The sequence below is a fragment of the Paraburkholderia sp. GAS38 genome, from assembly GCF_050434965.1.
In the GTDB taxonomy this organism is placed as follows: Bacteria; Pseudomonadota; Gammaproteobacteria; order Burkholderiales; family Burkholderiaceae; genus Paraburkholderia; species Paraburkholderia phenazinium_A.
Map to the genome: position 1 here is coordinate 403,325 of NZ_JBNDJO010000005.1, position 20,598 is coordinate 423,922.

Annotated in this window: 8 protein-coding genes; 4 read left to right on the forward strand and 4 right to left on the reverse strand. The window is 54.9% G+C overall.

Annotated features, from left to right (window positions below; all coding sequences use genetic code 11):
* Positions 1-46: 46 nt before the first annotated feature.
* Positions 47-2,902 (reverse strand): RHS repeat domain-containing protein, encoded by a 2,856-nt coding sequence (locus P3T42_RS15230; protein ID WP_429306496.1) that lies wholly within the window; start codon positions 2,900-2,902, stop codon positions 47-49.
* Between the two features lie 45 nt (positions 2,903-2,947).
* Positions 2,948-7,402, reverse strand: coding sequence for a SpvB/TcaC N-terminal domain-containing protein (locus P3T42_RS15235; protein ID WP_429306497.1), 4,455 nt, complete (start codon positions 7,400-7,402; stop codon positions 2,948-2,950).
* Between the two features lie 59 nt (positions 7,403-7,461).
* On the opposite strand from P3T42_RS15235, the gene P3T42_RS15240 reads away from it, so the two are divergent.
* From P3T42_RS15240 to P3T42_RS15255, 4 genes are all read left to right on the forward strand, one after another.
* Entirely contained in the window at positions 7,462-7,611 is a 150-nt protein-coding gene (locus P3T42_RS15240; RefSeq protein ID WP_429306498.1) for a hypothetical protein, read from the forward strand.
* Positions 7,612-7,999: 388 nt separating this feature from the next.
* Positions 8,000-12,358: a Tc toxin subunit A gene (locus P3T42_RS15245; protein WP_429306499.1), complete on the forward strand. Its 4,359-nt coding sequence runs from the start codon at positions 8,000-8,002 to the stop codon at positions 12,356-12,358.
* 57 nt (positions 12,359-12,415) lie between these two features.
* Positions 12,416-17,119, forward strand: a complete 4,704-nt coding sequence (locus tag P3T42_RS15250) for a neuraminidase-like domain-containing protein (protein ID WP_429306500.1) — start codon at positions 12,416-12,418, stop codon at positions 17,117-17,119.
* A 265-nt stretch (positions 17,120-17,384) separates the two neighbouring features.
* Positions 17,385-18,359, forward strand: coding sequence for a LysR family transcriptional regulator (locus P3T42_RS15255; protein ID WP_429306501.1), 975 nt, complete (start codon positions 17,385-17,387; stop codon positions 18,357-18,359).
* 27 nt (positions 18,360-18,386) lie between these two features.
* Here P3T42_RS15255 and P3T42_RS15260 read toward each other — a convergent pair whose 3' ends face one another.
* Both P3T42_RS15260 and P3T42_RS15265 read right to left on the reverse strand, forming a co-directional pair.
* Positions 18,387-18,881 (reverse strand): gluconokinase, encoded by a 495-nt coding sequence (locus P3T42_RS15260; RefSeq protein WP_429306502.1) that lies wholly within the window; start codon positions 18,879-18,881, stop codon positions 18,387-18,389.
* A 10-nt stretch (positions 18,882-18,891) separates the two neighbouring features.
* Positions 18,892-20,265 (reverse strand): GntP family permease, encoded by a 1,374-nt coding sequence (locus P3T42_RS15265; RefSeq protein ID WP_074302460.1) that lies wholly within the window; start codon positions 20,263-20,265, stop codon positions 18,892-18,894.
* Positions 20,266-20,598: the final 333 nt, after the last annotated feature.

Sequence of the window (20,598 nt, forward strand, 5' to 3'; positions counted from 1 at the left end):
CTTTTACGACGTGCCCGGAACGCGACCGGTGCTCGTTGTCGTCGATCTAGCGACCGCCACCGTCATATTTCATTCCAAATTTAATCGCAATAGCTGCTGACCGTGGATTGATCGCCTCCGTAACAAACGATTTTACGGGAACACTCTTGAAATACTCCTTCAATAATTTCAATGTCGCAAATTTCCCTAATCCTCTTATATTAAACTGCTGGACCTGATTATAGGACCCCATACGCCCCACTTGCTCATCAGTCATGCCAGCACGATATGCCTGGGTGTAAGGATGGGCCACAAGATTGCCGATAGAAACCTTCCCGGCCCACTGGTCATACGTCGCCGTTGCCACTCCGATTACCCGCTTATACCTGTCGCTATTACCAGACCTCTTGTCTCCGCGTGGCATCAAAACAAACACAGATTTCTCAATTTTTCCCATTTCTGATTCCAAATTACCAGATTTTGGTTCGGCAATATCAGCATCCTGTTGAGTGTACTCTGCAACTTTCAAACCCAGATAAAGGTTCTCCGATACGGACAGGGCCTTATCCTGGCGACTAGCGGATAGATCATCGGCAGAGTTATAATGGCGAAATCCATACATCGCCCTGGTATATTCCTTCCCATAAAAACGCAAAGTCTTGCGAAGTTCTTCATACGTAAACATATAATCAAGATCCCCACCAACCCGCACGATGTCAAAATCATTGGTCGATTTAAATTTATTTTTCGTATAATCGAATTTTTCAATTTTTAAAGCCCTGGCAGCATCCATCAAAATAAGTCGATTTTTTTCAAAAGTACCCACCTTACGCTGGTATCGCCCCAATTTTATTTTTTCAGAATTAGCACCCCAACCGTCCCAGTACAAAATTGGATTATTTTTCACCATGCAGTATATATTCGCACCATCCACCATGCCCGCAGGATCCGGATTCATCCACCGACACAGCCACGGTGCGTAATACCGATAGCCGTAATAATACAATCCCGCGCCATCCCTCTCTTTTCCGGAATATCGGTTGATTTTATATTTAGACTCACTAGTGCATTGCGCCGCCAGGATGGCGGTGCCGCCGTACGGGTAATACTCTTCTATCGTCAGAATATTTGCCGAACCATCTACCTCCAGCATCACTGAGCGAACCTGATTGTCGAAGCTGTAACGAAACTGGTCGTTGGCGATATCATCAGGTTTGCCGCTATCCCAGTGCAGCACACGAATCTGTGCGCGACCGCTCGCAGAGATAGTAATGACCTGCAACGCTTCGCCAGTACTGACCGTGCCATTGCTGTCGATGCTACTGGTACGCAATTCCAGTCCCGGCAGATAAATCACGTCATCTATCTGCCAGATGTTGCTGGTGACATTGGTCTCACAACGGGTCTGCTTGCGAATGCGCGTACTTCCACGATATTGATAGACTTCGCGATCATTCGCGTCTGCCGCGCCGCCGCGGTCCAGCAGCACGACTGACTGCAACTGATTGCGTCCGTTCCAGGTGAGCGGCGTGCCTGGCTGCATCTGTTTGACATTGCCACGAAGATCGAAATAGCTATTGATGTTGTCCTGCGTGATACTTTTGTTGATGTCCTGCGCGAGCGCACGATTGGAGCCTGCGTCGACAAACAGGGCATTCGTATAAGTCGAGGCTCCGGCGTGCGCAATGTTGTAGAGGTTGCCACCTCGGTCATAGGTGTAGCTACGGGTGTAATTGACGACATTGCTGGTATCAATGACATCGGGTAGTCCCGGGCCCTGCTGGGGAGCGCTCGCGTTCTCGCGCCCGCTGGCGCCTAGCAACTGGTACAACGCGTCATAGCTATAGGTGTTCTGTGCAGCAACCGCCTGATTTCGAAAGTACCGCGTCACTTCATTTGCGTTGCTAATGGACAGAATATTGCCGACCGGATCGTATTGATACTGCAAATCCTGCAACACCGTACTGCGCGTACCGCTCACGGGACGGGTAGTGGTGACACCTAGCAGACGCTGTGTTTGCGGTTCGTAGCTATAGTTGGTCACCACGCCGTTGCCGGCAGTCTCCTGCAACGTGTGGCCTGCCGCACTGTACGTAATGCTGGTTAGCAGGGCCTGCTCGGCGCCCCCTGCAAGGGTGAGAAAGCCCTGACACTGTGCCCCTGCCACGTCGTAGCTAAAGCGTTGCTGATTCCCTTTGGCATCTGTCTGTACTAGTGGTGCGCTGACGGCGTCGTACTGGCAAGCGCTCACATAGGTTTCCGTGGACAGTGCCTGTTTCCAGACACTTTCGTCACTACCTTGCCAGTCGCTCTCCTGCTCGGCGTCAGCGAGCAATTGCTGCGTACTGGCACTAGCCGCTCCTAGCAGCGTAAAGCCGGGGAAAACGATCAGTCCGGCCTCATCATAATGACGGATGAGCTGACCACGCAGATTGTTGTTTTGTGGGGTCGGCGTAGTTGCATCATTGTCGCCGTAGATAAAACGTTCTGACACCCTCTCCGCTTCACTGTCCACCTGTTCAAACACAGCGACAGGGCGGCCCAGCGTGTCAAACTCGGTGCGTGTCACAGTACTCCTGCTGTCTATTGCCCAGGCGAGCTGTCCTTCGATGTCGTAGAGCATCACGCTCCAGCCGGCGTCGACGCTGTCGCTACGCAGGGACTGGCCGGATAGGGACAACTGGCCGAGAATGTTGGGCGGCTGGCTCGCGTTAGTCTGCAACGAGGTAAAAAGACGCGCATCCCATAGCCTGCTTTGCAGACTGTCATCACTCAAGGTCGAGCGGGTAATCAGTTCATCCACCGTTTGTCCGGCGGTGGTACGGTTGTACTGCAATGCCCGGACCAGATTGCCACGGTTATCCACCACTCTGATCGATGGCGTTCCGCTGCAAAGCGATGAGGTGCTATCGGTTATGTTCATGATTGATCCCAATGGGAACTCAGGTATGTAGGCAGGCTTAGATCGTCAGGACATGCTCACTTCGTCGAGCGTATCGTTCTCGTCCTCACTGACGACGAACCATGGGTAATAACTCTGCCGTCGCAAATAATCGAGTGCGGTAACGACCTGAATTTCTCGACCAATGGCATCGTAGTAGTGGGTGTCCGCATAGCCGTTCGTTCGCATTGCCGTGTCGGCCACGTACTGCCAGTCGTCGATAAAATAGGGCTGATAGCTGCGGACCGGTTGCCCCTTGTTGTCGTATTCGATTCGCCCCGTTACAGCCCAGCGGGGATCGGTCGTCACTTCGACCGGTTGATCGTTACCGTCCACGACAAGCTCGCCATCGTTGCCACGTTGCCAGGCTGTACCCACCGCGACTTTTCGGCAGCTTTGCAGTTGTCGTCCGAAACCATCTGCATAAACGACGGTGACTTGAACCTGCTGTGCAGCGTCGTTGGGATAACGATCCGCAACCAGAACTGTGCTATTCACCGGCATCTTTACTGCAGTAGCTAGTACTTCGCGCACGGCCGTCGGTAGCTCCGGAAGATCCAGATTGCCCTTTAGCCATCTATGCCCGGCTGCACGAATATGGCCCCGCTCGGTAACGAATCGCGCTGCCAGCAGATGTCGCCAATATTTTTGGGCCTTCGATGCATCGTCGCTCAGTTTCTCTAGTGAGATCTGTCCCATCCAGCTGAATGAATCGTATGCGCAGATGCTCGCCACTTTCTGGATGGAGACTCCCGCGTTGTCGATGACCTGCGAGACCTTCAGGTCGAAAGGGACCGGATTGTCAGCCAGATTACCGAACCCCGCAGCCTGTGAATTTTCCGTGCCATAGACCGTTGTTGCCAGTGTCCGCCCCATGGCATCAATCTGCACTTCGTGAACGTTGGCGTTCATGTCGGTCATCCTGGTCGGCAGCAGAAACCGGTAGTCATATTCGAACGCGGTCTCATTGCCGAGCGCGTCCTGCACGGACGTCAGCGCACAATAGTGAGCGTCATAGCTCATCGTTGACGCACCCGTCAGCGACGTTTTCTGCTGCGTACCGGGGCGGTAAAAGGCGTCGCTACCGAGGTACGTGACAAAGTCGTGCTGGACACTCCATACGGGATTTTCCTTTGCCCCTGCTACAGGTAGCACAGTAGCCGTCGACACATACCCCGCAGAGGACAGCATTGAGGTCAGCGTAGCCGAGTCCAGAATACCGTCGTAGGCAGCGAGGCAGGTGTCATTCAATTGCGCCGTTTCACTATGATCGACGAGTGCCAAAAGATCGGGTATCCCGCTCTCCGTTCGATAAGCCACGACACTCTGACCACCATACAAACGAGTCGCCGTATCGGCCAGCAAGCCACCACTGACGGTGAGATTTTCAAAATTCAATCCGCCCTTCGGTACCTGACTCGCCTCATACGTCAGCGCGTTGCTGCGCTGCTGGTTCGGCAGCCCTAGCCGCCATCCCTGAAAATCGGTCAAGTGGTACACACTGGCACGCTGCTCGTTCAGGCGCAGTACCTGTTGTTGATCGTCGTACGAACTGTCCCAGCAGGTTGAGGGTAATGTATCCGGATAAGGCGATGTCTCCGCCTGAGCCCGACGTGGATAGTTGACATCTACACTCCAAAGTTGCGAGCCGAATTGATCAATCGTTAGCGCAACCTGCTGACTGACTTGCGGGTCAGTCGCGATGCGTTCATACGTATAGCGGATCTGTTCAAGCGAACTCGGCATAACAACCGGTGCCGAGCCCGATGCCGCAGGCTGTACCTGGCGCACCTGATACCGCGAAACGCTGACGCTGTATGGCACGGAGGCCTTCTCATCGTCATCGAGTCCATACACTTCGCTACGCAGCGCAGATCCTTTGAGTGCGCGATATAACCAGTAACGGGTGGTATCGTCCGGATCGGTCAAAGCGACGTCCTGCGAATCGAACCAGGTTAGGCGCGTTGGATTGACGGTATAGGCAGCGTCATCCACATAAGGTTGCCCGTAAAGGTTTGTCTCATCCTCCTCGCGCCCCATGTGGTACCAGCTTCTGCTTTGCAGAGGCGGCGCAAAAGCGATCGCATCGCCCGTTGCTGAGGCATCCTGATTGGTATCCAGTGCCTCAACGTAACCAAACCCACGAAACTCCCGCTCGTGACCGTCATAGACCCCACAGCGATAGAGATAGCTCTGGCTAAGCACGTTGCCGGTAATCTCGTCGGTGGTCGTCACGGCTGACACCACGTGAACAGGAAAAGGCAACTCACAGACCGCCGAAGCGCTCTCCTTCTTCTCGTCGAGCCACTCCTGCGCCGAGCTGCGGTAGGTCAGCGCTGTGTTCATCCCCATATTGTTGTTCAGGCCATCGAGCAAGTAAGGCTTTACTGCGGCGAGGGTGTAATACCAGTGTTTCGTCGATAGATACGGCTGAGTCAGTACAAGGCTGGCCATCCCAAGTCCCTGCACATCAGTCACGCTTAACTGGCACAGTCGGTCGAAGCGGATCCCGGCGGGCATAGGCAAGTCATGTGGCCCTTCCAGACCATTGCCGCTTTGATTGAACCAGATGTGAATGGCGTCGCTGTCTACGTAAATCAGATCGGCTGCGCCGGAACCATCCAGGTCGGCCAGGTAAACCCGCTCCGGATTGAAACTCACTTCATCCTGGCTCAACGCTGCCAATTGAAAAGACGTGCCGAAACGCCCGCGGCCGAGGTTCGGCCAGACCGTCACGCCGTCGTGCCGGATCCGCACGAGATGTTGCTGTCCCGATCCCAGCACGTCACTAAAGGCGATCATTTCGCGCTCATCCCTGCCGGCTATCGGTAGCGTGTCGTTTTGGCCGACGTCAACACCGGCCGCAAATCCGGTCCGGTGATTTGCGTACAACCGCACGCTTTTCGGACCGATCAGCGCCAGATCGACCACACCCGCCCCGACCAAGTTGACCAGCTTCGCTTGCGGATGGAAAAACTCAATGGGCAGTGCATCAAACGGTGTGAAACCCGACCACTTCCCATCCGGATTCATGCTGAAGAAACCTGCAAGCCCCGGCTGCGTCACCAGCCAGTCCAGCTTGCCGTCCCCGTCGATATCCATCAGCCCCATCTGCTGCGGTTGCATGGCTGGAATCGAGGGTAACGGCTGCCAGCTAGCGTAGGTCACGTCGTCGCCGCCACTATCGGCACGCATCGGCGCGCCGTAGTACCACAGATTGCCGGAGCGGTAGAGGATGCCTGCAATGCCTTCACCATGCAGGTCCACGAGCTGGTAAGGCTGGCCGTCATTCAAGCCGGGGAAGGTATTAAATGCCTGCCATTGCGTGGCGTCCGGCGCAAATTCGAATGGGGTATAGGTGAATTCGCCAGGCGGCAGTTGCTGTACCGTTGCATCGGTTTCATACGCTAACTGTTGCGCGCCCAGCAGCCTACTGAGTACGGGATTCTCATCGTATTCGAGCAGCAGTCGCGCCACCAGCGTGTCCGGCTCGCCGAGTTCTTCCTGGAAATGGTGATACATCAGTACCTGTCGACACAACCGGCAATTGCGCACTTCAAAGCCAAAGTTGTAGTGCGAAAAAGCATCCTTGCGCGGCAGCCAGGCACTGTCCGAGACAGGTGTGTAAGGAGGCGCAATCTGCGAATCGACGCCGCGCTCCCCATAGTCGAATACGAGAGAGAACAACCAGTCCTGCTTGTCCGGGCCTGTTGCGCCTAAGAGAAACAGATCTGCCGACGGCGTTACGTTGCCGTAGCTCGCTTCCACGAGATGGCGGTTTGCCCCGCGTGCACGCTGCGCCTCGTTGCCTGTCATGTCGACACACGAATCATCTTCGGCCCGATAGCGATAATAGATGTGCTGACCGTTGGGCGATACGGACTCTTCGGCCAGCCAGACCGCGATGTCGATAGTTGTTTCGGTCATATGGGCGATCCGCGCTGCCGTTGTCTTGCCCAGACAATGGAGTTGGCCATCCGAACCGTGAACGAGCCAGAAGTCATTTTCCGCGGTGGTACCGGTCCAGTGCTCAATACGATTGAAGCTGCCTTCGATGCGCGGGTAAAAGCGGGTTACCGTATACGTGTCTCCAAGGCTCGAAGAACCGTATGCTGACACCCCCTCTTTCGTGACGATCACGCCGTTCTCATCACGTTCGGGTTCCAGCACCTCACCATCAGGGCCGACGAACTGATCGTCGGCGGTGTATTGCGGCACACCTTGATTGGTGCGGCGGGCAATGGACAACTGACTGAGCCCCCAGCCGACACCGAACGAACTGTTGCCGGTGCCGCTGCTATATCCCAACGACAGGGATGGCGCGTAACCCCGCCCTACCGAAATCGGCAGTGGCAGACTCATTGACGCCATGCCAGTCGGTCCCACCTGCCCCAATGTTGCGCTGACGCCATGCATCGCACCACCGCCCTTCGGCAATGAAGGCTCTGTGATCGCCACTGACGACTGAGCAGAAGTTTTCATAAAGGTATCTCCTGGCGGCGGGCGGAATTGCCGGGGCCCTGCTGATCGGATACACCGGCATGACTATTTATCTTCATCAGGCATATTCAATTCAAATAAAAGCGATATTTATTGCAGTCCAGCATATCGCGCCAGCGAAAATCCAGTCGATCACCCATAAAAAAATCTTCTGCCCCTGCAACCTTGAAGTTCAACATGAACAGCAATGAAATGTCCAACTTTCCGGCATCTGTACATGTAGATCATAACCACACTTTTTCCTTGCAACCGACACTTCAATGATCTAATGTCCGTCTAAAGTTTGACATCGATTTATCACAGCCGGAGTGGAACTCTCGATAAGACGTGTTTCGAACTGGAATCTTAATTTCTTGCGGATAGCCTGCGAGATCCATACGCCATTCTCTTAAATTTATTTATCGAATTCGACATGAAAATTCCTCTTTTTAATTGAATATTTTTTCGCATTCTGCAAATCCTGTTCCGCATCCGTAATCCAAAATTCGCCGATTGCTTGATGGCACTCAGCGAGCATGCTTGCGCGATTACATCCGGATACGACCCTGGGCGAATCTGCTTCCTGAGCGAGGTCATCGAATGAATTCAAGCATCACCACTACGTCGAGCTTGAGCGTCAGTCCATGTATTCTGAATATCGAAACCAGATTAAATCTGCCCGGCGCGTTGAGCGGAGCCGGGTATCTCTCGGTCTTTGACGTTATCCGGCAATCCCAAAGCCAGTTCGTTCGTCGCAACAAGGGCCTGTTGAAAGAACAGAGTGAGCAGGCTTACTGCCTGGCGCTTGGACTGGCCAATCAGGTACGCCGCGCATTTCGTAAAAATCAGCTAACCGCCAGCGTACAGAAAGCCCTGCCCCGCACGCTAAGTGGACAACGCGCGGTCGCACCACTGGCGGGCGGCGCTCAACAGGGGTTAATGACAGGCGGTCCGAGTTGGCAAACGCAGTTTAGCGACGACTTGACGGCGTACTGCCAGAGCGGGGCTCCAGAGGCGGACGATTCTCCCGTCGCTTATCTCAGCTGGCTTTACGATCAGGCGCGCAGCTTTGAACAGAGTGCAAGCGAGGCCGGCCTGAACATCATTAAACTGGAGGACCGCCGCCCTGATTTACCTGAACTGATGGTGAACGATGAGGCCATCAATCAGGTTGTGCCCTCATTGCAACTGGTCAATCAGATTCTGGAAGCGGCGATTACGCCGAGCATTACGGGCTCAACTGTCGATGAAACGCTGGCAGTGACCCGCTATCCGTCGGTACTGCCCTATCACGCCCCGCATGATCAGGTTGAGCTCTCGCTGGACAATGCCGGGGTGCCGCTATCCGGGGTAATCGGGCAGACCGATATCAGCTGGCCATATTTTGTTTCGGCCACGCTGGGAGGAAACAATAGTGAGCAAGCCTGTGCACTGGGCAGCCAGTTGGCGCCCGGGCAGCAAACCATTCTCACCGAAGCGACCAATGCCCCGTCGAAGGCCTTTTATAAGGCGAACTTCGGCTATGACACCGACAGCTATACCCCGTTCGCGGATCCCGATCTGCTGGCCTATCAAGCGGGAATTACCATACCGCAGCTGGAACAGCTGATTGCCAGCAACTGCGGCGGCCCGGGAACGAGCGTGGTGGCATCACCGAATGTGCCTACCGTGAGTGCCGATGCCAGTCAGTACGGCGCGGTGTTCGTGAATTCCGGCAGTACCCCTGCGATAGATCTAGAAGTTGCGCGCCACGGCTATGTCGACGTGATCAGCGGCAACGACACGAACAGATTATTCCTTGCCACCAATGCGACGCCCACAGCGGGTCTCTATAACGCGGGGCTGACAACGTACATCCAGCCGAACAGCTATGCCTATTTCGACGGAAACAGCGACGTCGCGACCCTGATGCGAGGAGATAAAGATTTTACCCTGTCCTTTTGGTTATATCGACTAAGCCTCACCGACTACCAGATGCCTATTTTTAGCAATAGTGGGTCTTGCGCTCAGCTCAGCTATTCCCCCGGATTTAGCCTTAGCACCTACGGCAACACCTCTAAAGCGGGCGTTGCGCTGAACATTAGTGATGATACAGACAAGGATCATTCCACGAGTGGTTGGGATACCAGCGTAGAAATCAATCAATGGACCTATATAGCCATGGTCTGGACTGCCAGCACTAGAATTGCGGACGTTTATGTGGTTAAGGATGGAAATTCTGCTGAAGGTGCGAACATCACAGTCGATGCATCGACGTTAGGAAACATCTACACCGCGGACAATTTCACCTGGGCGTTTAATGCCCTGGGCGATCTGGATACGTCTGATTTTCCAACAAATGGCACCAGGCTTTTTATTTATGACGAAATCGCTGTTTTCGCCGGATGCCTGACGGCCGATCAAATCAGTGATATTACTACATCAAATAAGCCACTATCCGATCTGATTGACTCGCCCGACATCACCAGTTCGCCCTGGATTGCGCCGTCACATTACTATCCTCTCGACAGCGGACTGCACAATCTCTCAGACGCGAACATGGATCGGATAAACCGCATGGTGCGTCTGCAGCGCTGGCTGGATTTGCCCTACGAGCAGGTCGATTTACTGCTCAGTGCCTGCGCCCGTGCGCAGGGTCAAAATAACACGGACTTTTCGTCCAATACACATACCCTGCGAATGCTCGGCGTATTCCGTCAATTCCAGAAGAAATACCAGACTACGGCCTACGAGTTTGCTGCCATCATCAATCAGATTACCCCGTACGCCATCTCTCCCAACGTCCCGTTTTTCGATCAGGTGTTTAATTCGCCGTCCTTGTTCGAAACGCCCTTTGCGATAACCGATGAGAATTTCAGCTACCCACCGGGTACGGCGGATGACGAAAGGATTGTGAAGCAGATTTGCACCGGCCTGAAGATTTCCGAGGCGCAGTTTGGTGCGCTCGCCGGGCACGTCATGGCGAAGCAGGGCGATTCTACTGACAAGACCCTGAAATGTTCACTAGACGTGGTCTCGGCATTCTACCGCCTCGCAATGCTGCCACGCTGGATGGGACTTTCCTTTGCCGAAGGTGTAGCGCTGTTCAGTCTGTTGGCCGATGGTCAGATGGCCTGGAATACGCTGGCCAGCGTGCCGCAACTGGCTTCGCTGGATGGCAGCCCTCCCCAGCCGAAAGACAGCGATATTCTCGACGTGCTAATGGCACTCGACAGCGCAGCCGACTGGGCAAAAAGTCACTCGCAGTCCTGGATCAAAAACTATCTGATCTTACAGGACACACTGGAGCATCCCGTTCCGAACACCAACGTCCTGAATGTCGTCACCAGCATTAACCAGCAATTGCCTGCGGCGCTGCTGACCGAAGCGGATTTTGATGGCGTGGAAGCCCCGCTCATTAGCAATCTTGCTTTAACCGGTTATGCGCAAATTCAAGGAGCCACTGATATACAGGCATATCAGTTCGATTCAACAAACAGCCAATGTGCATGGTTTAGCGATTATCCTAACACGTTAACCAATGGCTCAACCAGTTACAGTATTGGATGCTGGATGTTGATTTCCTCATCCGATTTAACCACTACCACACCAATATTATCAAATTACAATTACAAAAATGGTAATGGAGGCGTTTTAATTACCCCTCAATCAAACAATCATCTTGGCCTTGGAGTTTATGACGCAACTGCAAGCAAAGTAGAGGATGCAAATACCGTCTCCTACCCTCCTGACGAATGGTTTTATTTTACCTTAACATTGGATGTCGAAACGAAAACAGCAACTATCTACGCGCATCTGAGCGATGGCACTTCAACCACGATTGGTAAGGGTTACAGCACATTAACAGAAACGATAATTGCCGGCGCAGGGTGTTCATGGCATCTCAACGAAAATGGCAGCAGAGACTACTACACCACATATTCATACCAGCATGGTTGTTTTGCCTATGATGACTTGTCTGTGTGGGACAGAGTGCTCTCACCCGATGAAATCAAGGCCATAGTCGCTTCAGCCCTACCAGCAACACAAACAGTGCCCGCGACAGTGGTAATGCAACCTGAAAGCTGGATGTCTGCGCTTTGCGGTCTGGTGGACGCTCCCGGGTTGGTACTCCCCGTCTCCCCCGCTAATGACAATAGCGTCTACGACACAATAAACGCGTCCGTCACCACAATCGTCGATGCGATGACCTTTGACCCCTCCTGTACGCAAACTAAAGAGCAGATCGCCAGCAGCGTCACCACCGTCATTTACCAGGCTCTCCTGACCCAAAACGGCATTGCCGACAGCGCGTTGGCCCAGTTGCTGGGCACCCCGCAATCGCTCTCGACTTTCCTGCTGCAATGGGCCACGGACAGTGAGTATCGTCTGCTGTCCGACACATTGAAGCTCAACGGCATCACAGCGCCTGCGGGCATCCCGGACGCCTATCTGCGAGCGCTGTATCAGCTTGGCCGGCGCGCTTCAGTGGTGACGCAGTACCATCTGACACCCGCCACGCTGAACTGCTTTCTTGCCCATCCAGACTGGTTTGGGGTCACCGATCCCGCCTTGACCCTAACGCTTTTATACCGCCTCAGTCGCTATGCCGACTGGCTGACGCTGTCAGGCAAGGAAGACGCAGTACTGGCCTACCTCAACTGGGTCAACGACGATACCTCTCCAAACCCGGACCCGGACCCGGACCCGGACCCGGCCACGGCCGCGACCGCACTGGCCGATCTGCTCGACTGGGATAAGACTGAAGTGCAGGACGCCGCTGGCCAGTTCGGCACCGCTAGCCTGGCGCTCACGGTCCGCGACGTCGACGGCGTGATGCGCCTGCAGACGCTGTCCGAAGAGACCGGACTGTCGGTCAAACCGCTGCTCAGTATCGGCAAGCTGACGCTGAGCTCCACCTATTCGGACTGGCAGGCAGCGGGAGAATCACTCGTCGCCGCACAGAGTGCACAGCAGTGAAGGCCCGGTGCGGGAATACGCCCGCGCCGCATCACACCTGTTTTCATGAGGTTTCCCATGAGCACCGATATCGCTGCATCCCTGAACGAACATCAGCGCGACGCCTTGCTGGCCTATTATCTGGGTCAATATGTGCCGAATAGCAGCAATACTGATTTAACCACTCTGGTGCAAACACCGGAAGACGTGTACGAGTATCTGTTGATTGACCCGTTGGTCAGTAATGCCGTGCCCACCTCGCAGGTTGCGCAGGCCATGTCCAGCATTCAGCAATATATCAACGGTATTGCCCTGAATATGGAACCGGGCTATGACACCCAATATCTGGATCCCGACCATCTGACCCAGTGGAAAGCGGGCGCGAGCCAGTATGACGTGTGGGGCGGAGAGGTGGAACTTGATATTTATCCGGAAGACTATATCGATCCCACGTTGCGTCAGAACAAAACCGAGTATTTCATCGAACTGGAATCGTCACTCGATCAACATGCAATCAATAAGGACAACGCCCAGCAGGCGGTACTGGCCTACCTCAACGAATTTGAGCAGGTGGCCAACCTGGACGTGATCAGCGGCTATCTGGATGGAGATGATCAGACCCGCGACACCTACTATATGCTGGGCAGAACGCGTGAAACGCCATACCAGTACTACTGGCGTTCATTTGACATGAATGAGGATGCGGACAATGTGATGTCTAACAGCGCGTGGAGCCAGTGGTATGCGATGAATACCGCCATCAATGACGATGCGCTCATGGGGTTGCCACGTCTGGCGTATTTCAACAACCGGCTGTATCTGTTCTGGTTTGAGAAAACGTCCTCAGGGAAAGATGTGGATATTTCCGGCACCAGTAGCAGTACTGTAACGACCACCAGCACTTCCTATCAGGCCATTAGCGCCTATTCATCCTACTGCGATTTTAGCATGAAATGGAGTGCCCCAAATTTGCTTGCCCGGATCGACAGTGCCGATATCAAACCCGATACCAAGATATCGCCCCCGTATCCACTTCCACCAGATCAGCCAGATCAGCAGGCGCTTTATTGCAAAAGCCTCTTCGACGCACTCCCAGATTCTCTTTATACCGCGGCACTCTACTACACAACCGACGACAAACTGCTTTTATCTCTTTATTCGAACGTGACCACTACGGATCCATCAACCAAAGGGGGCAGCAATAATTCGAATGGCATATATGGCTATAGCGATTTTTCCCTTGAAATTGATTACTGGTTCAACGTGACATTAATCCAGTCGGCATCCAATGACGCTGATTTGACAATAATTGCGTACGCACTGGACAACTTTGTTGGTGGGACAACAAGCCCACAGTCCATTTCGAGGCAGCAGCTCATTCAGTCAGCATGTAGCGAGGTTGGATGGAATATATGGGAGGTTGGAACACCAACAGTATGCGATCCGACCGGCGACTATACTATGCCCCGTCTGTCCGTAAATAATGTCGTAACAAATTCAGATTCAACACTAACCGTTACCATCGACATTCCGGCCGACTTTGATAGCAGCAAATTTCATGGCTATTCTATCACCAACATTCCAGTACTTCCGGGATACCCATCGAGTTCTCAATCCCTCAGCACAACCATGCCAATATCTCCGGGAGCCGCTGAACCTCAAGATTATGGGGGGAGCGATTCGAGTTCTCAACTCTTTAACACAACCATACTATTAACTCAGAAAACCGTTGAATTTCCAGACTTTACAATTACAAACGTGGAAAGTAAATACCAAACTCTAACAAGTCTATCCGTGTACACTGGCCCGTATTTATTGGATATTTTTCCCTATCATTTTAATTATCCAATTGAAAATGGAACAGTAACCTTCGACCTCCTTATAATGACATCCCCCGGTGAGTCGGCTAAATTCGATAACGATCTTTCAATGTCTATTGGTTATGACGGCACTGCAAATTACATTATATTTGATTTTGCCCCTAAAGACTACCCCCTCATCCATAACACCTGGTCATTCCGGTACGGCATAGGCGACTGGGCGGATATCACAGGTTCACTTGACCAATCGAGCTTTGCGCCCAACCAAACTCCCATTCAAGTAAGTATTGATGTTCCGATATCGTCGGATAACACCGTTAATATCGATTTTACCTATGGATATGAATGGAACAATACCACAGTATGTTTCTATGCGACCTATCCATTGACCTTTAGGGAATTCGGAAATTTCCGGGATACACCGTACATCGCGACCTGCACCGATGCCACTTTGGGTACAGCCCAGTACCTCGACTTTGGAGACGCTACATTTAACGACGGCAAAGAGATTGCCCCCGTCCGTCTTAACACCCTGTTCGCCAAAACCCTCATTGGCCAGGCCAGTGTCAGTCTTGATAGTCTGCTGAACTGGAATACCCAGTTGACAATGGAACCTGGGTTGGGGTCCGGGTCCCCACCTCCCGTACCCATGGACTTCAACGGCGCCAACGGCATTTACTTCTGGGAACTGTTCTTCTACATGCCGCACCTGGTCGCTTACCGTCTGGGTCAGGAACAACAGTACAGCGACGCCCAGAGCTGGTATCACTACATCTTTGACCCCGCGGCACGCGGACGTACGAGCAGTAACGACCACTACCCGGAGCCGGATTACTGGAGTGTGCGCCCGCTGGTTGAAACCCCGGCCGCCGGCGCCCAGGGCACCGTCAGCCAGCTCACCACCGACCCCGATGCGATCGCCTCCGCCGACCCGGTTCACTACCAGAAGGCCATTTTCATGGCCTACGTCAGCAACCTGATCGCATCAGCCGATGCCAGCTACCGGCTATTGACCAACGACGGGTTGAGCCTGGCCAAACTGGGCTACGCCCAGGCCAAAGACCTGCTTGGGCCGCGCCCCGACGTGCACATTTACAGCGACTGGACACCGCAAACGCTATCAGCGCTGGCTGACGGTGTCTATCAGAATCCTGCGCTGCGGACATTTGAACAAAGTAGTCCAACAGACCTGCCCCTGTTCCCCGGCCGTTACGCACTGACGCAAACCGTTGGCACAAATGCGGCCTTCATCGCCCCGCTCAATGCCCAGTTGCTGCAGTACTGGAACCTGATCGACTCGCGCCTGTACAACCTGCGCCACAACCTGAGCATTGACGGACTGCCGATTACCGTGCCGCTGTACGCGGCCCCGATCAACCCGTCGGTACTGATGGCGCAAAGCGTCCAGGGCGGCTCGCTGACCAGCGCTGCCAACGGGGTGGTGGCCACCATCCCGCCATACCGTTTCCGGGCGATGTGGCAAAGCGCTAGCTCGGCCGTGGGCTTCCTCAGCCAGTTGGGACAGACGCTATTGGGCTATTGTGAACGCGACGACGCGGCCGCCCTGCAAGAACTCGATCAGCAGCAGTTACTCACTATTTCGTCCTTTACCATCTCGCTGCAGCAAAACGCGATTGATGCCCTGGCCAAGGACTACGACGCGCTGACGACCAGCAACACTCTGACACAGGCCCGACGGGACTACTACCAATCGCTGTACAACAACGGGATCAGCGCACAGGAGCAGTCGGCGCTCGACACGATGGCGACTATGGCGGCCTTGCTGGATGCAGCGGCGGGCGTAGTCGTCGCAGGGTCTGCGATGAACTGTGCACCAAACATCTTTGGATTCTCCGACGGCGGGAGCGTTTGGGGAGCTGCGCTGCAAGGTGCGGCGAAGTCCTCCGAGGTGAGTGTCACTGCATTGGGCGCCGACACTCAAAGAATACAGAGTTCTGCGGAATACGACCGCCGCCAGGACGAATGGTCCTTCCAGGCAAGCCAGGCGCAGGACGAGATGGATATGATCAGCCAGCAACTTGAAGCGCTGAGTGTCCGTCAGCAGGGTGCGCAAACCGCGCTGGCCCAGGCGCAGGCGCAACAGGCGAACCTGCAGTCGACGCTCAACTTCCTGACCAGCCGTTTCACCCAGTCGTCGCTCTACAACTGGCTGACCGGCCAGTTGTCGTCGCTGTATTACCAGGCTTACGACGCCGTGTTGTCCTTGTGCCTGAGCACGCAAGCGTGCTGGCAGTATGAGATGGGCGATGTGACCACCCGGTTCATCCAGACCAATGCCTGGAGCGACAGCTATCGCGGTTTCCTCGTGGGCGAGACCCTGCAACTGAATCTGCAGCAGATGCAGTCCGCCTGGCTGTCGCGCAACGTACGCCGTCTGGAGCTGACGAAAACCATCGCACTCAAGCAGTTGATCAACGACGACACCACCTGGGGCAACTTCATCAGTAGCGGCAACGTGGATTTCACGCTCGACGAAGCGCTGTTCGATGCGGACTATCCCGGGCACTACCTGCGCCAGTTGAGTCTCGTAACAGTGACGCTGCCAACGTTGCTGGGCCCCTATCAAGACGTGCGCGTAACACTGACCCAGACCAGCAGCAGCGTGCTGCTCAAAGCCGATATCGAAGGCGTGAAATATCTCCGAGATGCCACGACCGGGAACGCCAACAACCTCACGGTCAATCCACGCGCCAACCAGCAGGTGGCTATCTCGTCGGGGCTCAACGACAGTGGGCTGTTTTCGCTCAGCTTCGGCGACGAACGCTATCTGCCGTTTGAAGGCACCGGGGCGGTGTCGAAATGGCATCTGAGTTTCCCGAACCCCACTTCGGACGAGCAGACCGCGCTGCGGGCCTCGCTCAACGATGTGATTCTGCAGGTGCATTACACCGCCCTGTACGGGGGCGCCAGCTTTGAGAGCGCTGTCGCCGCTTTGACGTGATCCCGTCTATTGAATTGGCATTGGAGGCAGCCCTGAGGCGGCCTCCTGCCATACCACCCGACGTGATTCTCGCCCTAGCCGTTTTCGCAATCCGGACGAAATAGATGACAAAGATGTCACCTTCACGTCATGGCGACAACGGCAACGAATCTTATACTGCACACGCAAATTGATTGAAACAACATCGTTTTCCTAAGCAATTTATCCTAGACAAATCGTTTCTCAATGATATTCGCGCGGCTATGCCGCGCATGCGAGGCAATCCGTGGATCAGCTTCAAGCGATGCGACTGTTTGTCAACGTCGCTGACACGCAAAGTTTTCGTCGTGCTGCAAAGCAGCTCGCCGTGTCCAACGCGCTCGCGACGAGATCGATTGCAATGCTCGAAGCCCGCTTGCAAACTCGACTTCTCAATCGCACCTCGCGCCGCGTCTCCCTGACCGAGGCGGGCTTACGTTATCTACAAGGATGCCGCGCCGTGCTTGAGGATTTAGATCATGTGGAAAAATCAGTCGTAGAAAGCGCACGGGAACCGCGTGGCACCCTAAACATATTGGCGGCAGACGCATTATCGGTGCTTTCATTGACACCGCTCCTCGACGGATACCGGCGTCGCCACCCGAAAGTCAATGTGCGCTTGACGTTGGCCGAACGTAGCATGGACATGCTCAAGGATAGCTACGAAAGTCGATACGACGTCGGCCTCGTGACATCGACGATGGTGTCTGACGGCGAACTGGTTCAACGATTGATCGGCACACACCCTTTGGTAATGTGCGCCGCGCCCGCCTATCTCGCGAGTCACGGCGAGCCCGTCACGCTGGATGAACTCGCATCGCACTCATTCGTCGCGTTGCAGGAAGGACAGCACGAGGTCAAGTGGGATATCACCGATGCAGCAGGAATGTCCCAGCCCGTGTTGCTGCAACCGGTTTACACCGTCAACAGTGCCGTGATGGTCCGATCGGCGGCGCTTGCCGGCATGGGTATCGCGATCCTGCCCTCCCCGTTCGTGGACGACGAATTGACTGCAGGAGCACTTAAACGCATCTTGCAAAGCCATCAAATCGATGACCCCGAGAAAAACGTTTCAATAGTCTATCCGCGGCGTCAATATCTTCCACCCAAAACGAGTTCGTTTATCGACTACACCGTGCAATATTTCAACCGCGGAAAACCCGTGGCATCTGCGGCTGGCGACTATTTTTCCCCATATCGGTACGACCCGTCGGAAGATTAAATGCCCGGGTTCAGCCCATCCTCCACGTTAGCGAAGCTTCATCCGCACCAACACCTCATCCACAATCGCATCCGGCGACAGTTCGATACTCACCGTAATCGCCTCGTCCTCGCCCGGCTCTTCCAGCGTGTCCAACTGGCTTTGCAGCAGTGAAGGATCGAAGAAGTGTCCGGTGCGCGTCTGCAAGCGCTCGTGCAGCACTTCATACGAGCCCTTCAGATACACAAACACCACGTCCCTATCGCCGCCGCGCAGAACGTCGCGATACGAGCGCTTCAACGACGAGCACGTGAACACCGCCGCTTCATCCGCGTGCTGCTTTTCCTCAATCGCAGCGCGAATCGTCTTGAGCCACGGCCAGCGGTCTTCGTCGGTGAGCGGAATACCTTTGTGCATCTTCTCCTTGTTGGCCGCGCTGTGAAACGCATCGCCATCCGTGAAGCTGCATTGCAGACGCTCCGCCAGCATTTCGCCAATCCGCGTCTTGCCGGCGCCCGACACGCCCATTGCGATCAGAATCATTCGATACTCCTTACAGGACCGTCGCCAGTGCGAAGGTCAAACCCAAACCCATCACCGAAATGATCGTTTCGAGCAGCGACCATGTCTTGAACGTCTGCCCCACCGTCATTCCAAAGTACTCCTTGATCAGCCAGAATCCGCCGTCGTTGACGTGCGAAAAAATCAGCGATCCCGAACCCGTTGCCAACACCAGCAGCTCAGGGCGCACCTGCACAGCACCGGCCGCGGCGATGGGAGCGACGATGCCACATGCCGTGGTCATCGCAACCGTCGCTGAACCGGTCGCGAGACGAATCAGCGCCGCCACAGCCCATGCAAACAACAGCGGCGACAGATGCGCCGCCGTGGCGGCATTGACGATTTCCTTCGAAATGCCGCTGTCCATCAGCACGCGTCCGAAGCCGCCGCCTGCTCCCACAATCAGCGTGATGCCGGCGATCGGCGCCAGGCACTCGCCGCAAAATTTCTGGATCTGCTCGCGGTTGAAGCCGCGCTTCGCGCCGAACGTCCAGAAGCTGACCAGCACGGCGATCAGCAGCGCTACATCCGAATTGCCGACGAAACGCAGCAGGTCGTTCGGCAACGTGTTCGGTGCAAACACAAGATCCGCCCAACTGCCGATCAACATCAGAATCACCGGCAGCAGAATCGTGAACAACGTCACGCCAAAACTCGGCAACTCACGTTTCGTCTGCTTCTCCTTGTCTTCCGCAGCCGAGCCGAGAAACTGCGCGGCCAGCGGATTGTGCTCGGGCAGCTTGATGTAACGGCTGACCAGCAGCGCGAACAGCGGCCCCGCGACAATCGCACATGGCACGCCGACAATCAGACCGTACGCGATCGTCTTGCCGATATCCGCGTGATACGCCTGCACGGCGAGCATCGCCGCAGGGTGCGGCGGAATCAGCCCGTGCACGACGGACAAGCCGGCGATCATCGGCAGGCCGATCAGCAACAGCGACTTGCCGGTACGCTTCGCGACGTTGAACGCAATCGGAATCAGCAGCACGAAACCCACTTCGAAGAACACCGGCAAACCGACGATGATCGCCACCACCATCATTGCCCAGTGGATATGCTTTTCGCCGAACTTGTCGATCAGGGTCGTAGCAATGCGTTCCGCCCCGCCCGACTCGGCCATCATCTTGCCGAGCATGGTGCCGAGGCCGACCACGATCGCAATGTGACCAAGCGTGTTGCCATTGCCGGTTTCGAACGACTTGACGATGGTGCCCATCGGCATGCCGGCCACGAGTCCAAGCAGCAGCGAGACGATGATCAGGACGAGGAACGGATAGACCTTGAAGCGCGTGATCAACAGGATCAACGCGGCAATAGCGACCACCGCGTAAATCAGCAGCAAGCTGCCATGGCTAGCTCCCATGGAGCGCCTCCTTTTGCATTGTTGGTTATGAGCGCCGGCAAACCTGGCGCCTGGCACTTCGCGCGAAGCTTGGGACGGTTCGGCATTGTCTTGCGCAAACGTAGGCCAGTGTGAACCCAGTCGCGCCGGCTGTCTCCACGCCTCGCGCGAAACCGGTTAATCCCGGTTAGCCGCTCGGACGCTGAATTTTACTGTTTGTTTGCATTCTGAGCGCGCGAAACGCCCAGCCACGATAAAAAAGGAGCCTCGGCGTCGCGACCTGAACGGCTGCAACAACGAGGCTCCTTGAGACTCCGCCCGATTCCCGACGTGACTTCGAACCCATGAGTCACT

What these genes read in the sequence shown, in the direction of transcription:
- P3T42_RS15230 (WP_429306496.1), bottom strand. Translation starts at nt 2,902, where the DNA reads ATGAACATAACCGATAGCACCTCATCGCTTTGCAGCGGAACGCCATCG.
- P3T42_RS15235 (WP_429306497.1), bottom strand. Translation starts at nt 7,402, where the DNA reads ATGAAAACTTCTGCTCAGTCGTCAGTGGCGATCACAGAGCCTTCATTG.
- P3T42_RS15240 (WP_429306498.1), top strand. Translation starts at nt 7,462, where the DNA reads ATGACTATTTATCTTCATCAGGCATATTCAATTCAAATAAAAGCGATA.
- P3T42_RS15245 (WP_429306499.1), top strand. Translation starts at nt 8,000, where the DNA reads ATGAATTCAAGCATCACCACTACGTCGAGCTTGAGCGTCAGTCCATGT.
- P3T42_RS15250 (WP_429306500.1), top strand. Translation starts at nt 12,416, where the DNA reads ATGAGCACCGATATCGCTGCATCCCTGAACGAACATCAGCGCGACGCC.
- P3T42_RS15260 (WP_429306502.1), bottom strand. Translation starts at nt 18,881, where the DNA reads ATGATTCTGATCGCAATGGGCGTGTCGGGCGCCGGCAAGACGCGGATT.
- P3T42_RS15265 (WP_074302460.1), bottom strand. Translation starts at nt 20,265, where the DNA reads ATGGGAGCTAGCCATGGCAGCTTGCTGCTGATTTACGCGGTGGTCGCT.